The sequence below is a fragment of the Burkholderia sp. AU44665 genome (assembly GCF_030504405.1).
GTDB lineage: Bacteria > Pseudomonadota > Gammaproteobacteria > Burkholderiales > Burkholderiaceae > Burkholderia > Burkholderia semiarida.
In genome coordinates this window covers 91810-105584 of record NZ_JAUJRI010000005.1, presented here as the reverse complement: position 1 = coordinate 105584, position 13775 = coordinate 91810, and the positions used below count along the sequence as shown (strand labels likewise).

Genomic DNA, 13775 nt, shown 5'->3' with positions numbered 1-13775 from the left:
CGTCCGGCGCGCTGCCCGACGCAGCCCCTGCTGGCCTTGCGGCACCCGCCTCGGGCGCCGAACCCGCCGCCGATTCTCCCGTTCTGGAAGCCGCGCCCATCTCGGCGCGCGATCTGCATTTCATGCGTCTTGCGCAGGCCGCCGCCGAAGAGGCGCGCGCGGCCGGCGAAGTGCCGGTCGGCGCGGTGCTCGTGCGCGGCGACGAAGTGATCGCGCGCGGCTTCAACCATCCGATCGGCGGGCACGACCCGTCCGCGCATGCCGAAATGGCCGCGCTGCGCATGGCCGCGCAGCACCTGCGGAATTACCGGATGCCCGGCTGCGAGCTGTATGTGACGCTCGAGCCGTGCCTGATGTGTGCGGGCGCGATCATGCATGCCCGCATCGCGCGGGTCGTCTATGGCGCGGCCGACCCGAAGACGGGCGCGTGCGGCAGCGTGATCGACGCATTCGCGAATCCGCAACTGAACCACCACACCGAAGTGACGGGCGGCGTGCTCGCCGACGAATGCGGCGCCGCGCTGAAGTCGTTCTTCGCCGAGCGCCGACGCGCGCTGCGCGAAGCACGGCTTGCCCGCGACGCCGAATCCGGCGCGTCATAGGCGCGTCGCCGCCGCGCCCGTCGTTGTGGGCGCGCATGGTTTCGTGAACCGCCCACGGTTCGGACCCTCTAAGCAGCTTTGACGACCTCCGACACCTTCCGCCATGTCCTTCCAGCCCGCCGCGTCCTATACCATCCGCCTGCTGGCGCCGTCCGGCTATCCGCACGACCCCGACGCGATCAACCGCGCGCTCGAGCGCCTGAGCACCGCGCAGCAGCGCATCGAGAACATCGAGGCGACGCAGCGTCGCTTCCAGCGTTTCGGCGGCACCGACGGCGAGCGGGCAGGCGACCTGAACCGCCTCGCCGATCCCGCACGGCCGTTGCCGGACATCGGGCTCGCGGTGCGCGGCGGCTACGGCGCCGCGCGCATCCTGCACGGGCTCGACTATCGCGGGCTCGAACGCCGGCTGCGCGACCAGCCGGTCGCGCTCGTCGGTCACAGCGACTTCACGGCGATCCAGTTGGCGTTGTACGCGAAGGCGCGCATCAAGACGTTCGGCGGCCCGATGCTGTCGGCCGATTTCGGCGCGGAAACGCCGAGCGACTTCACGATGCAGCATTTCTGGCAGACGCTCACGCAGCCGAGCACGACGATCGTGGCCGACGCCCCGCAGGTGCAGGCGGTGAACGTGACGGGCACGCTGTGGGGTGGCAACCTCGCGATCCTCACGTCGCTGGTCGGCACGCCATACATGCCCGACATCGAGGGCGGCATCCTGTTCATCGAAGACGTCAACGAGCAGCCGTTCCGGATCGAGCGGATGATCTATCAACTGCACCTGTCGGGGCTGCTCGCGCGCCAGCAGGCGCTCGTGCTCGGCCAGTTCACCGGCGCGCGGCCGTTCGAGTACGACAACGGCTACGACATGCAGGCGATGATCGACCAGGTACGGGCGGTGGTCGGGATTCCGGTCGTCACGGGGCTCCAGTTCGGCCATGTGCCCGACCTGTTGACGCTGCCGTTCGGCGCACAGGCACAACTGGTCGCGAATGCGCACGGGTTCCGGCTCACGCTGTCGGACTATCCGCATCTCGGCTGACGCCGGCGATGCCGGCGCGATCGATCGAAAGGCGGGCTTCCGCCTTTTTCTTTATGCAAATACGCAACTAACCGTCGATATTTTTCATTGACGCCGACCTGAGTTTCGCCCGGTTTTGCACCATTTTTGTCAACAAAATGGCCGCACGGGTATACGACGAGAAGGGCCTCCGTCTTGCCTGTGAGGCGTGATATGCATGGATTTCGTGCGCATTGCACCGAATGCAGGCACGCCGGCGCACGCCGATTGTGCGAAATCCTTCAAAAGAATTGTTGACAATCTTTATGTCCACCCTAGGATGAGGACCATCACACGATGCCGATCATGAACGAGCCCGATTCCCCTCCGTCCGGTGCGGCCAGCCCTGAAGCGATCGCCGAGCGGATCCGCACCGCGATCCTCGAGCATCGGCTCGCGCCCGGCGCGAAGCTGACGGAGGCGCAGCTCTGCGACGTGTTCGGCGTGAAGCGCGGAACGATCCGCCAGGCGCTCGCGCAGCTCGCGACCGACAAGCTGGTCGACCTGGAGCCGAACCGCGGCGCGTTCGTCGCGAGCCCGACGCTGCAGGACGTGCACGAAGTGTTCGAGATGCGCCGGATCATCGAGCTGGCCGTGGTCGAGCGGCTCGCGACCGGCCCCGGCGCCAGGCGGCTGAAGGGCGTCGCCGCGCTGATCGACAAGGAACGCAAGGCGTTCGAGCGGCACGACTTCGCGGCGTGGATCCGGCTGTCGGGCGAATTCCATACGGCGCTTGCCGCGCTGATGGGCAATGCGACGCTCAGCGAGTGCCTCGAAGGGCTCGTCGCACGCTCGACGCTGATGTCGGCGCTGTACGAATCGCACGGGCGCAGCCCGTGCTCGTGCGACGACCACGACGAGATCCTCGCCGCGCTGGAGGCGGGCGATCCGAAGCAGGCGGTGACGCTGATGGCGCGCCACCTGCAGCATGTCGAACTGAAGATGCTGGACCGGCCCGCGCAAGGGCAGGTCGATTTGCGCGAAGTGTTCGGCGGCGCCTGAGCGGCGACGCGAACCCGGCCGCGCGCCACAGAACGAGCGAAATGCAGGCCCGCGGCGTTTGCCGCGGGCCGCTGGTCCGACTCCGGGCGACGATCCGGGGCGATATCGATGACGGTGGAGCGGCCTTGCGGCCGCGTCAAGGAGAAGTCATGGCTCAGTTCAGTGTGGCGCACGACAGCGCCTATCCGGCGGAAGAAGGCGGCGAGGGCGGTGGTTCGGCACTGCCGGATGGTTACAGCGAACGTCTGTATAACGAAGATTTGGCACCCCTTAAGAATCAGACATGGGGCGCGTACAACATCTTCGCGTTCTGGATGTCGGACGTCCACAGCGTCGGCGGTTACGTGTTCGCGGGCAGCCTGTTCGCGCTCGGGCTGACGAGCTGGCAGGTGCTGATCGCGCTGATCGTCGGCATCGGCCTCGTGAACGCGCTGTGCAACCTGATCGCGCGGCCGAGCCAGCAGATCGGCGTGCCGTATCCGGTCGCGTGCCGCGCGACGTTCGGCGTGCTCGGCGCGAACGTGCCGGCCGTGATCCGCGGGTTGATCGCGATCGCGTGGTACGGGATCCAGACGTATCTGGCGTCGAGCGCGCTCGTGATCGTCGTGCTGAAATTCTTCCCGCAATGGCTGCCGTACGCGGACGTCCATCGCTACGGCTTTCTCGGGCTGTCGGCGGTCGGCTGGGCCGGCTTCATGCTGCTGTGGGTGCTCCAGGCGTTCGTGTTCTGGAACGGGATGGAGACGATCAAGAAGTTCATCGATTTCGCGGGCCCGGCCGTCTACGTCGTGATGTTCATCCTCGCCGGCTACATGGTGTGGCGCGCGGGCTGGCGCAACATCGGCATCAACCTCGGCGGCGTCAAGTATCACGGCGCGGAAGTGATTCCGGTGATGATCACCGCCGTGTCGCTCGTCGTGTCGTACTTCTCCGGGCCGATGCTGAACTTCGGCGATTTCTCGCGCTACTGCCGCTCGTTCGGCGACGTGAAGCGCGGCAATTTCTGGGGGCTGCCGGTCAACTTCCTCGCGTTCTCGCTCGTCACGGTGATCACCACCGCCGCGACGCTGCCGGTGTTCGGCCAGCTCATCACGGACCCGGTCGAGACGGTCGGCCGCATCGACCATCCGACCGCGGTGATCCTGGGCGCGCTGACGTTCACGATCGCGACGATCGGCATCAACATCGTCGCGAACTTCGTGTCGCCCGCGTTCGATTTCTCGAACGTCGCGCCGCGCCTGATCAGCTGGCGCGCGGGCGGGATGCTCGCCGCCGTCGCGTCGATCTTCATCACGCCGTGGAACCTGTTCAACAACCCGGCCGTGATCCACTACACGCTCGACGTGCTTGGCGCGTTCATCGGCCCGCTGTACGGCGTGCTGATCGCCGACTTCTACCTCGTCAAGCGCGGCCGCCTCGTGCGCGACGACCTGTACACGATGTCGGAAAGCGGCGCCTACTGGTATACGGGCGGCGTGAATCGCCGCGCGCTTGCCGCGCTGCTGCCGGCCGCGGTGATCGCGGTCGCCTGCGTGATGGTGCCGGGTTGGGAGGGCGTCGCGAATTTCTCGTGGTTCATCGGCGCGGGGCTCGGCTTCGTGTTCTACCGGATGCTCGCGAGTGCGAAGGCGTAAGGAGCGGGCGATGAAGATCCGACTGATCAATCCGAATACGACGCAGCGGATGACCGACGCGATGGGCCGCTGCGCGCGCGAGGTCGCGGCCGCCGGCACGGAGATCGTGGCCGTGAGCCCGCCGATGGGTCCGCCGTCGATCGAAGGGTATTACGACGAGGCGCTCGCGACGCCGGGGCTGCTTGCCGAGATCGCGCAAGGCGAGCGCGACGGTTGCGACGCGTACGTGATCGCGTGTTTCGGCGATCCGGGCCTGTATGCGGCGCGTGAGCTCGCGCGCGGGCCGGTGATCGGCATCGCCGAGGCCGCGATGCATGCGGCGAGTGTGCTGGCGCCGGGATTTTCGGTCGTGACGACGCTCGCGCGCACCTGCGGGATGGCGTGGCACCTCGCGGAACGCTACGGGATGAAGCGGTTCTGCCGCAACGTGCGCGCGACCGACGTCGCGGTGCTCGAACTCGACCGGCCCGGCTCGGCCGCGCGCCGGATCATCGCCGACGAATGCCGGCGCGCGCTCGACGAGGACGGCGCCGACGCGATCGTGCTCGGCTGCGCGGGCATGGCCGAATTCGCGCACGAGATCGAGCAGCAGATCGGCGCGCCGGTGGTCGAGGGCGTCACGGCGGCCGTGAAGTGGGCCGAGGCGCTCGTCGCGCTGCGCCTCGCGACCGCGAAGCGCGGCGACTACGCGCGCCCGCTGCCGAAGCGCTACGACGGCGCGTTCGCCCGCTTCAGCCCGCCGGATGGCGAAGCGGCGGAGCCGGGCCCGAATTTGCCGCAACCGCACATACACACCGTCTGACACGCACTATCTGCGCCGCTGTATGGGCGCGTATGAGCGTTTTCGCTACACTGGGCCGTCATCGCATCGGCTCGTGCGGCCGGCCTCGGGCGCCGTGCAGCCGATGCGAACCCATTACTTCAGCAAGGCTTTCGCCGCACCTCGAACCCATGCCACTCGATCCCAATTATCCTCGCGACCTGATCGGCTACGGCCGCCATCCCGTGCAGGCGAACTGGCCGGGGCGCGCCCGCGTCGCCGTGCAATTCGTGCTGAACTACGAGGAGGGCGGCGAGAACTGCGTGCTGCACGGCGATCCGGGCTCCGAGCAGTTCCTGTCCGAAATCGTCGGCGCGGCCGCGTACCCGGACCGCCACATGAGCATGGAGTCGATCTACGAATACGGGTCGCGGGCCGGCGTGTGGCGCATCCTGCGCGAGTTCGAGAAGCGCGGATTGCCGCTGACGGTATTCGGCGTCGGCATGGCGATCGAGCGTCATCCGGAGCTTGCGCGCGCATTCGTCGAGCTCGGCCATGAAATCGCGTGCCACGGCTGGCGCTGGATCCACTACCAGAGCATGACGCCGGAGCTCGAAGCCGAGCACATGCGCCTCGGGATGGAGGCGATCGAGCGCGTGACGGGCGAGCGTCCGCTCGGCTGGTATACGGGCCGCGACAGCCCCAATACGCACCGCCTGGTCGCCGAATACGGCGGCTTCCTGTACGACTCCGACAACTACGGCGACGACCTGCCGTTCTGGATGGACGTCGAGGTGTCGGGCGGCCGCACGTCGCCGCAACTGATCGTGCCGTACACGCTCGACACGAACGACATGCGTTTCGCGACGCCGCAGGGCTTCAACACCGGCGACCACTTCTTCCAGTACCTGCGCGACGCCTTCGACGTGCTGTACGCGGAGGGCGACGAGGCGCCGAAGATGCTGTCGATCGGCATGCACTGCCGGCTACTCGGCCGGCCGGGCCGGTTCCGCGGGCTGCAGCGTTTTCTCGACCACATCGAGCAGCACGATCGCGTATGGGTGACGCGCCGTGTCGATATCGCGCGTCACTGGCGTGAACATCATCCGTATCAGCCCAATCATCGAAACGAAGGGAAAGCATGAAGGCGATGCGTTACACGTTGGAGCAACTGAACACGATGGCGCCCGGCGCATTCGTCGCGGCGCTGTCGGGCATCTTCGAACATTCGCCGTGGGTGGCCGAGGTCGCCGCGGGCAAGCGGCCGTTCGCGAGCATCGACGCGCTGCACGAGACGATGTCGGATGCGGTGGAAACCGGCGGCGAAGCGCGCCAGCTGGCACTGATCAACGCCCACCCGGAGCTGGCCGGCAAGGCCGCCGTGCGCGGCGAGCTGACGGCCGAGTCGACCCGCGAGCAGAGCGGCGCGGGCCTCGACCAGTGCACGCAGGAAGAATTCGACAAGCTGCTGACGCTGAACCGCACGTATCGCGAGAAATTCGGCTTCCCGTTCATCCTCGCGGTGCGCGGCTATGACCGGCACGGCATCATCGCGAACTTCGAGTCGCGCGTGAATCATTCGCGCGACGAGGAGCTGCGCGCGAGCCTCGACCAGATCTACCGGATCGCGCGCTTTCGCCTCGACGACCTGATCGACGCCTGACGTCGACGCCTGACACCGCACTCTGGGCCGCCGCGTCGCGGCGGCCCGATCGCTTCACTGAAACAAGGAAACATCATGGCTGTTCCGCTTCTCGATCCGAACGCACCCGATTTCACGCGGCGCTACGTGAACCTTGCCGACCCGCGTCTCGGTGCGCAGGCGCTCGAGGCCAGCGACGATTTCTTCGCGCCGAAGGAGCGGATGCTGAACCCCGAGCCGGCCGTCTTCATTCCCGGCAAGTACGACGATCACGGCAAGTGGATGGACGGCTGGGAAACGCGCCGCAAGCGTACGACCGGCTACGACTGGTGCATCGTCAAGCTCGCGCGGCCGGGCGTGATCAAGGGCTTCGACATCGACACGAGCCACTTCACCGGCAACTTCCCGCCGGCCGCGTCGATCGAGGCCGCGTTCGTGGCCGACGGCGCGCCGACGCAGGCGACCGACTGGGTCGAGATCGTGCCGTCGACGACGCTGCAGGGCAACAGCCACCACTACGTCGAAGCGAGCGACGCGCGTGCGTTCACGCACCTGCGCGTGAACATCTACCCGGACGGCGGCATCGCGCGCCTGCGCGTGTACGGCCAGCCGCGGCTCGACTGGGCCGGCGCGAGCGCGACCGAGCAGTTCGATCTCGCGGCGATGGAAAACGGCGGCTACGTGGTGGCCGCGAACAACCAGCACTTCGGCGTCGCGTCGAACCTGCTGCTGCCGGGCCGCGGCGTGAACATGGGCGACGGCTGGGAAACCCGCCGCCGCCGCGAACCGGGCAACGACTGGGCGATCATCGCGCTCGCGCAGCCGGGCGTGATCCGCAAGATCGAAGTCGATACCGCGTTCTTCAAGGGCAACTACCCGGACCGCTGCTCGATCCAGGCCGCGTACGTGTCGGGCGGCACCGACAGCTCGCTGATCACGCAGTCGATGTTCTGGCCGGTGCTGCTCGGCGAGCAGAAGCTGCAGATGGACAAGCAGCACTACTTCGAACATGAGATCGCGTCGCTCGGCCCGGTCACGCACGTGCGGCTGAACATCATTCCGGACGGCGGCGTGTCGCGCCTGCGCCTGTGGGGGACGCTCGACAAATGAAGACGCTTGCCATCGAACCGCTGACCAGGGAAGCCTTCGCGCCGTTCGGCGACGTGATCGAAACGGAAGGGGCGAAGCAGATCCCGATCAACCTCGGCACGACGATCCGCTTTCACGATCTCGCGAAAGTCGACGTGGCCGACGAAGGCGGCCGCCCGCTCGTCAACCTGTTTCGCGGCCAGCCGCGCACGCTGCCGTTCGAAGTGAAGATGCTGGAGCGGCACCCGCTCGGCAGCCAGGCGTTCGTGCCGCTGAACGACCGGCCGTATCTCGTCGTCGTCGCGCCGGCGGGCGATCTCGATCCGGCGAAGATCCGCGCGTTCGTCACGAGCGGTTGGCAGGGCGTGAATTATGCGAAGGGCGTGTGGCATCACCCGCTGATCGCGCTCGGCGGCGTCAGCGACTTCATCGTCGTCGATCGCGGCGGCGACGGCCTGAACCTGAACGAGCAGGATCTGCCGGAATCGCTGTGGCTCACCGACGACGCGCTGCATGCGTTGACGGCCTGAGTCGGGCCGATCGTCCGTCGATCGAAACCCGCGCCATTCGCGCGGGTTTTTTCATGCGCGTTGTTTTCAGGCGAATCAGGCCGCCGTGCCCTTGCGCGTATCGCGCGCACCCTGACCGCGGCGGCGGCTCGCGACCGGCGCATGCCGCGCCATCAGCTCGGCCACCCAGTCGACGAATACGCGCAGCTTCGCGCTGACGTGCCGATTCGGCGGGAAGGCGACATACATCGGCATCGGTTCGAGTTGCCACTGCTCGAACAGCGGCACCAGCTCGCCGCTCGCGCGATGCGCGGCGGCCATGTAGTCCGGCAGCCACAGGATGCCGAGCCCCGCGAGGCCGGCTTCGAGGTACGCATTGCCGTCGTCGACCGCGAGCACGTAGCGCCCGCGCACGTTGACCTGCTCGCCGTCGCGTGCCATCGCGAACGGCAGCGTCTTGCCGGTGCGCGCCGACAGAAAGCCGACGACCCGGTGATGCGTATCCTCGAGTTCATCTGGATGCGATGGCGTGCCGGCGCGCGCGAGATAGGCGGGCGATGCGTACATGCCGAGCCGCAGGTCGCCGATGTGGCGTGCGACCAGCGCGCCGTCGGTCGGCTCGCCGCCGCGCACGACGCAATCGACGTTCTCGCCGATCACGTCGACCACGCGGTCGCTCACGCCCATGTCGAGCTGGATGTCCGGATGGCGCGCATGAAACGCGGGAAGCGCCGGGATCAGGATCAGGCGCGCGAACGGGGTCGGCACGTCCACTCGCCCGGCTGACGCGCGAAGCGCATTCACCCCCGCGCGGGCAAAAAAACGGGCCCGTCACCGGGCCCGAGAACGAGAGGCTGGCGCCGGCGAATGATTTCCGGCGCCCGGCGGGCGGCTTACTTGACCGCGCCGCCCTCGAACCACGCGGCGAGCTTCGTCCGCTCGTCGTCGGTCATGTGCGTGACGTTGCCGATCGGCATTGCCTTCAGGCGCACGGCCTGGTCGTAGATGCGCTGCGCGTTCTTCGACACTTCGTCGGGCGTGTCGAACATCACGCCGGCGGGCGCGCTGCCCATCAGCGTCGGCTTGGCCGAGTGGCACGCGACGCAGCGCTGCTGCAGGATCGGCATGATGTCGTTGATCACGATCTTCGGTGCGTTGGCCGCTTGCGCTTCCGGCGCGACCGGCTTCGGCATCGTCCACACCAGCGCGCCCGCCAGAAGCGCGACGCCGCCGATCGGCAGGTACCACAGCTGCTTGCCGCGGTGGCGCATCACGAAGAACTGGCGAATCAGCGCACCGGCCAGCATGATCAGCACGAGCACGACCCAGTTGAACTTGTTCGTGTACGTCATCGCATAGTGGTTCGACAGCATCGCGAACACGACCGGCAGCGTGAAGTACGTGTTGTGCACCGAGCGCTGCTTGCCGCGCTTGCCGTAGATGGGGTTCGGCTCCTCGCCCTTGAGCATCTTGTCGACCATCTTGCGCTGGCCCGGGATGATCACGAAGAACACGTTCGCCGACATGATCGTCGCGAGCATCGCGCCGACGATCAGGTAGGCGGCCCGGCCCGAGAAGATGTGGCATGCGAGGTACGCGGCGGCGACGACGTAGAGGCCCACGCAGATGCCGAGCACGCGGTCGTTGGTGCCGAGGATGCGGCACAGCGAGTCGTAGACGATCCAGCCGGCCGCGAGGAAGCCGAGCGCGGAGGCGACGGCGACGACCGGGCCCATGTCGAGCACGTTCTTGTCGATCAGGTACGTGTTCGGGGCGAGCAGGTACAGCACGAAGAACAGCGTGAAGCCCGACAGCCACGTCGTGTACGACGGCCACTTCGACCAGTGCAGGTCGTCCGGCATTTCCGGCGGGGCGACCGTGTACTTCTGCATGTTGTAGAAACCGCCGCCGTGGACGTGCCACAGCTCGCCGAACACGCCGCGCTTGCGCTGGTTCGCGTCGGTCGGCGGTTTCAGGCTGTTGTCGAGCGCGACGAAATAGAACGACTCGCCGATCCACGCGATGGCGACGATGACGTGCAGCCATCGCAGCGCGAGGTTCAGCCAGTCGGTGATGAAGCCTTCCATGAAACTCCTCCAGACTCAGATCGTTTGTCTTGATGCAGGCGCTGATTCGTGTGTCAGCTGCCGCGATAGGTGCTGTACGACCACGGCGACACGAGCAGCGGCACGTGGTAGTGCGCGCCGGTGTCGGCGATGCCGAAGCGCAGCACGACGCGGTCGACGAAGCGGGGTTCGGGCACCTTCACGCCGAGCGACGCGAAGTAGTCGCCGGCATGGAACACGAGTTCGTATTCGCCGGCGGCGAGCGCGGCGCCTTCGAGCAGCGGTTCGTCGCAGCGGCCGTCGCTATTGGTCAGCACGGTCTTGATCGCGCGGCGCGATTCGCCGTCCAGCGCGTAGAGGTCGACCTTGATGGCCGCGCCGGGACGGCCGTGCGCCGTATCGAGTACGTGGGTAGTGAGCTTTCCCATTCGTTGTGTCCTTGTGTGAATGCGAGGTTCGGCGGCGACCCGATCCATGACTGTGCGGCGGATCGAGGCTCCACGTCACGTGGCTACATACCCGTCGGCGAGCGTGAAGCGAGCGCCGTGCAGGCATTGTAAAAAGGTTCCCCGTGCAAATACGTGCGCGATATCGAAGATAATGCGCCGCGCATGAGCGGCTGTCGACGGCCCGCCCGACAGGGCTTCGCGCGTGGATGCCGGGCGCCCGGCGGGGTGGCGGGCGGCGTACCATACCGAATCCCTGAAGGACGGTATTCGGGATCGCGCATTGTGCGCGGCGCGCGCTTGGGCGATCCTCCCGCCGTGCGCGTCGGCCCGTGGCCCGCGCGTACCCCGAAGACGGCGAGCACGCCGGGTAACCGGGCCAGGGCGTTCGAACGGACGCAGGCACCGGGGCGTGCCGCGATTCAGCGTTCGAACGGCTGTGTGACCGCCTCCAGGGCAACCCGGGAGGCAGACCGACGCGGAGAACGCATGAATCTCGAGCAGCACGCTGGCGCACGCGCGCCGAACCCCACCTCATCCCGCCCGACGACCCTGTTGGTCAAGCACGCCGACGTGCTCGTGACCATGGACGACACGCGCCGCGAGCTGCGCGACGCGGGACTCTACATCGAAGACAACCGGATCGTCGCGGTCGGCCCGAGCGCCGAGCTGCCCGACACGGCCGACGAAGTGCTCGACCTGCGCGGCCACCTCGTGATCCCGGGGCTCGTGAACACGCATCACCACATGTACCAGAGCCTCACGCGCGCGGTGCCGGCCGCGCAGAACGCCGAACTGTTCGGCTGGCTCACGAACCTGTACCGGATCTGGGGGCACCTGACGCCCGAGATGATCGAGGTGTCGACGCTCACCGCGATGGCCGAGCTGCTGCAGTCGGGCTGCACGACGTCGAGCGACCATCTGTACATCTATCCGAACGGCAGCCGGCTCGACGACAGCATCGGCGCCGCGCGGCGGATCGGCATGCGCTTTCACGCGAGCCGCGGCGCGATGAGCGTCGGCCAGCGCGACGGCGGGCTGCCGCCCGATTCGGTCGTCGAGCGCGAACCGGATATCCTGCGCGACACGCAGCGCCTGATCGAGACCTATCACGACGAAGGGCGCTACGCGATGCTGCGCGTGGTGGTCGCGCCGTGCTCGCCGTTCTCGGTGAGCCGCGAGTTGATGCGCGACGCGGCCGTGCTCGCGCGCGAATACGGCGTGTCGCTGCATACGCACCTCGCGGAGAACGTCAACGACATCGCGTACAGCCGCGAGAAGTTCGGGATGACGCCCGCCGAATACGCGGAAGACCTCGGCTGGGTCGGCCACGACGTGTGGCATGCGCACTGCGTGCAGCTCGACGATGCGGGCATCGGCCTGTTCGCGCGCACCGGCACGGGTGTCGCGCACTGTCCTTGTTCGAACATGCGGCTCGCGTCCGGCATCGCGCCGGTGAAGAAGATGCGACTCGCGGGCGTGCCGGTGGGGCTCGGCGTCGACGGTTCCGCATCGAACGACGGCGCGCAGATGGTCGCCGAGGTACGCCAGGCGCTGCTGTTGCAGCGCGTCGGCTTCGGGCCCGACGCGATGACCGCGCGCGAGGCGCTCGAGATCGCGACGCTCGGCGGCGCGAAGGTGCTCAACCGCGACGACATCGGCGCGCTGAAGCCCGGCATGGCCGCAGATTTCGCCGCGTTCGACCTGCGTCAGCCGTTGTTCGCGGGCGCGCTGCACGATCCGGTCGCGGCGCTCGTGTTCTGCGCGCCGTCGCAGACGGCGTACACGGTGGTGAACGGCAAGGTGGTGGTGCGCGAAGGGCGGCTGGCCACGCTCGATCTGCCGCCCGTGATCGAGCGCCACAACGCGCTCGCGCACGCGCTCGTGGAAGCGTCGCGCTGACGCGTCGGCGCGGAGATCGCGCAGCACGTTGCGGATCGGTTGCGCGGCCGTGGCGGCCACCGCCCGCCGCGCAACCCGCCGCGGCCACGCACAACGGCGTGACCGGCGCGCGCGCGGGGCGCGCCCTGTGCGCCTACGCCTCGATCAGCGTGCGGGTGGCTTCGGCGACGAGGCTGCGCAGCCAGCGCACTTCGTCGGAGTAATGGCAGCGCTCGTGCCACAGCTGGTAATACTGCATCGGCGGGAAGTCGAGCGGCGCCGGCACGACCGACAGCGGCAGAAACTTCGCGTAGTGATCGGCGAACAGCCGCGTGGTCGTGAAGATCAGGTCCGACTTCACGAGCACGTAAGGCGCGAGGTTGAAGTACGGCAGCGTGACGACCACGTGGCGCTTGAGCCGTTCGCGCGCGAGATGCACGTCGATCGCGCCGCGCTGGCCGACCGAGTACGGCGTCGGCGCGAGATGCGGCGCGTTCAGGTACTGGTCGAGCGTGAGCCCGCCGCGCTTCGCGAACGGGTGCGTGTTGCTCATCAGGCAGACGATTTCGTCGACGAACAGGTTCGACAGGTGCAGTTGCTCGGGCGGCTCGGGCCAGTTGCCGACGACGATGTCGAGCTTGCCGTCTTCCAGCGCGAGCTCGTAGTCGAACGCGGGGCCGAGCGAGTGGAACTCGAGCGTCGCATTCGGCGCGGCCAGGCGAAAGCGTTCGACGACGGTCGGCACGAACAGCACGTTCAGGTAGTCGGGGCAGCCGATCCGGTAGCAGCGGATCGACGTGGCCGGGTCGAAGTTGTGCTGCTGGAACTTGATGCGCTCGATTTCGCGCAGCGCGTTCTGCACGGGCTCGAGCAGGCGCAGCCCGTATTCGGTCGGCACCATGCCGGACTTGCCGCGCACCAGCAGCGGATCGCCGGTGATGTCGCGCAGGCGCCGCAGCGCGGCGCTGATTGCCGGTTGCGACTGGTTCAGTTTGACGGCCGCGCGCGTGACGCTGCGCTCCATCAACAAGGTGTGCAAGACGCGCAAGAGGTACGTGTCGATCGCCTCGCGTTGCTGACTCAT

At 67.6% G+C, this 13775-nt stretch carries 13 protein-coding genes and 1 pseudogene; 10 read left to right on the top strand and 4 right to left on the bottom strand.

Going from position 1 to position 13775, the window contains the following annotated elements; all coding sequences use genetic code 11:
- The first annotated feature begins 83 nt into the window (after positions 1 to 83).
- The 9 genes from tadA to QZM15_RS13245 all read left to right on the top strand — a co-directional run bounded on the left by tadA (position 84) and on the right by QZM15_RS13245 (position 8319).
- Entirely contained in the window at positions 84 to 602 is a 519-nt protein-coding gene (tadA, locus tag QZM15_RS13285; protein WP_264160052.1) for a tRNA adenosine(34) deaminase TadA, read from the top strand.
- 103 nt (positions 603 to 705) lie between these two features.
- Positions 706 to 1644: a muramoyltetrapeptide carboxypeptidase gene (gene ldcA / locus QZM15_RS13280; protein ID WP_059608799.1), complete on the top strand. Its 939-nt coding sequence runs from the start codon at positions 706 to 708 to the stop codon at positions 1642 to 1644.
- Between the two features lie 315 nt (positions 1645 to 1959).
- Positions 1960 to 2664, top strand: coding sequence for a GntR family transcriptional regulator (locus QZM15_RS13275; RefSeq protein ID WP_060316692.1), 705 nt, complete (start codon positions 1960 to 1962; stop codon positions 2662 to 2664).
- Between the two features lie 149 nt (positions 2665 to 2813).
- Positions 2814 to 4298 (top strand): NCS1 family nucleobase:cation symporter-1, encoded by a 1485-nt coding sequence (locus QZM15_RS13270; RefSeq protein WP_302106537.1) that lies wholly within the window; start codon positions 2814 to 2816, stop codon positions 4296 to 4298.
- A 10-nt stretch (positions 4299 to 4308) separates the two neighbouring features.
- Positions 4309 to 5100 (top strand): aspartate/glutamate racemase family protein, encoded by a 792-nt coding sequence (locus QZM15_RS13265; RefSeq protein WP_059585147.1) that lies wholly within the window; start codon positions 4309 to 4311, stop codon positions 5098 to 5100.
- A 149-nt stretch (positions 5101 to 5249) separates the two neighbouring features.
- A complete protein-coding gene (gene puuE / locus QZM15_RS13260; protein ID WP_059585148.1) occupies positions 5250 to 6203 on the top strand; it encodes an allantoinase PuuE in 954 nt (317 codons plus the stop codon).
- Positions 6200 to 6721 (top strand): 2-oxo-4-hydroxy-4-carboxy-5-ureidoimidazoline decarboxylase, encoded by a 522-nt coding sequence (uraD, locus tag QZM15_RS13255; protein ID WP_059585149.1) that lies wholly within the window; start codon positions 6200 to 6202, stop codon positions 6719 to 6721. Before puuE ends, uraD begins: the two co-directional genes overlap by 4 nt.
- 75 nt (positions 6722 to 6796) lie before the next feature.
- Complete coding sequence (alc, locus tag QZM15_RS13250; RefSeq protein WP_059645470.1) at positions 6797 to 7810, top strand: allantoicase; 1014 nt, start codon at positions 6797 to 6799, stop codon at positions 7808 to 7810.
- Entirely contained in the window at positions 7807 to 8319 is a 513-nt protein-coding gene (locus QZM15_RS13245; RefSeq protein ID WP_059585151.1) for an ureidoglycolate lyase, read from the top strand. Before alc ends, QZM15_RS13245 begins: the two co-directional genes overlap by 4 nt.
- Before the next feature lie 75 nt (positions 8320 to 8394).
- On the opposite strand, the pseudogene QZM15_RS13240 reads toward QZM15_RS13245, so the two are convergent.
- The 3 genes and pseudogenes from QZM15_RS13240 to uraH form a co-directional block, all read right to left on the bottom strand.
- Positions 8395 to 9075, bottom strand: a pseudogene (locus QZM15_RS13240) (LysR substrate-binding domain-containing protein); the annotation flags it as partial.
- Positions 9076 to 9191: 116 nt separating this feature from the next.
- Positions 9192 to 10385, bottom strand: coding sequence for a urate hydroxylase PuuD (locus QZM15_RS13235; protein WP_302106536.1), 1194 nt, complete (start codon positions 10383 to 10385; stop codon positions 9192 to 9194).
- Positions 10386 to 10438: 53 nt separating this feature from the next.
- The gene (gene uraH / locus QZM15_RS13230; RefSeq protein WP_060966249.1) at positions 10439 to 10792 is read right to left on the bottom strand and encodes a hydroxyisourate hydrolase; all 354 of its coding nucleotides are present in this window, start codon (positions 10790 to 10792) and stop codon (positions 10439 to 10441) included.
- 507 nt (positions 10793 to 11299) lie between these two features.
- Between uraH and QZM15_RS13225 the strand changes: the two genes are divergently transcribed.
- Positions 11300 to 12712: an 8-oxoguanine deaminase gene (locus QZM15_RS13225; protein WP_302106535.1), complete on the top strand. Its 1413-nt coding sequence runs from the start codon at positions 11300 to 11302 to the stop codon at positions 12710 to 12712.
- Positions 12713 to 12845: 133 nt separating this feature from the next.
- Here the strand turns inward: QZM15_RS13225 and QZM15_RS13220 are convergent, their stop codons facing one another.
- Positions 12846 to 13775, bottom strand: coding sequence for a LysR substrate-binding domain-containing protein (locus QZM15_RS13220; RefSeq protein ID WP_006478550.1), 930 nt, complete (start codon positions 13773 to 13775; stop codon positions 12846 to 12848).

What these genes read in the sequence shown, in the direction of transcription:
- QZM15_RS13225 (WP_302106535.1), top strand. Translation starts at nt 11,300, where the DNA reads ATGAATCTCGAGCAGCACGCTGGCGCACGCGCGCCGAACCCCACCTCA.
- QZM15_RS13245 (WP_059585151.1), top strand. Translation starts at nt 7,807, where the DNA reads ATGAAGACGCTTGCCATCGAACCGCTGACCAGGGAAGCCTTCGCGCCG.
- QZM15_RS13270 (WP_302106537.1), top strand. Translation starts at nt 2,814, where the DNA reads ATGGCTCAGTTCAGTGTGGCGCACGACAGCGCCTATCCGGCGGAAGAA.
- QZM15_RS13220 (WP_006478550.1), bottom strand. Translation starts at nt 13,775, where the DNA reads ATGAGTCAGCAACGCGAGGCGATCGACACGTACCTCTTGCGCGTCTTG.
- QZM15_RS13235 (WP_302106536.1), bottom strand. Translation starts at nt 10,385, where the DNA reads ATGGAAGGCTTCATCACCGACTGGCTGAACCTCGCGCTGCGATGGCTG.
- alc (WP_059645470.1), top strand. Translation starts at nt 6,797, where the DNA reads ATGGCTGTTCCGCTTCTCGATCCGAACGCACCCGATTTCACGCGGCGC.
- uraH (WP_060966249.1), bottom strand. Translation starts at nt 10,792, where the DNA reads ATGGGAAAGCTCACTACCCACGTACTCGATACGGCGCACGGCCGTCCC.
- QZM15_RS13275 (WP_060316692.1), top strand. Translation starts at nt 1,960, where the DNA reads ATGCCGATCATGAACGAGCCCGATTCCCCTCCGTCCGGTGCGGCCAGC.
- puuE (WP_059585148.1), top strand. Translation starts at nt 5,250, where the DNA reads ATGCCACTCGATCCCAATTATCCTCGCGACCTGATCGGCTACGGCCGC.
- uraD (WP_059585149.1), top strand. Translation starts at nt 6,200, where the DNA reads ATGAAGGCGATGCGTTACACGTTGGAGCAACTGAACACGATGGCGCCC.
- QZM15_RS13265 (WP_059585147.1), top strand. Translation starts at nt 4,309, where the DNA reads ATGAAGATCCGACTGATCAATCCGAATACGACGCAGCGGATGACCGAC.
- ldcA (WP_059608799.1), top strand. Translation starts at nt 706, where the DNA reads ATGTCCTTCCAGCCCGCCGCGTCCTATACCATCCGCCTGCTGGCGCCG.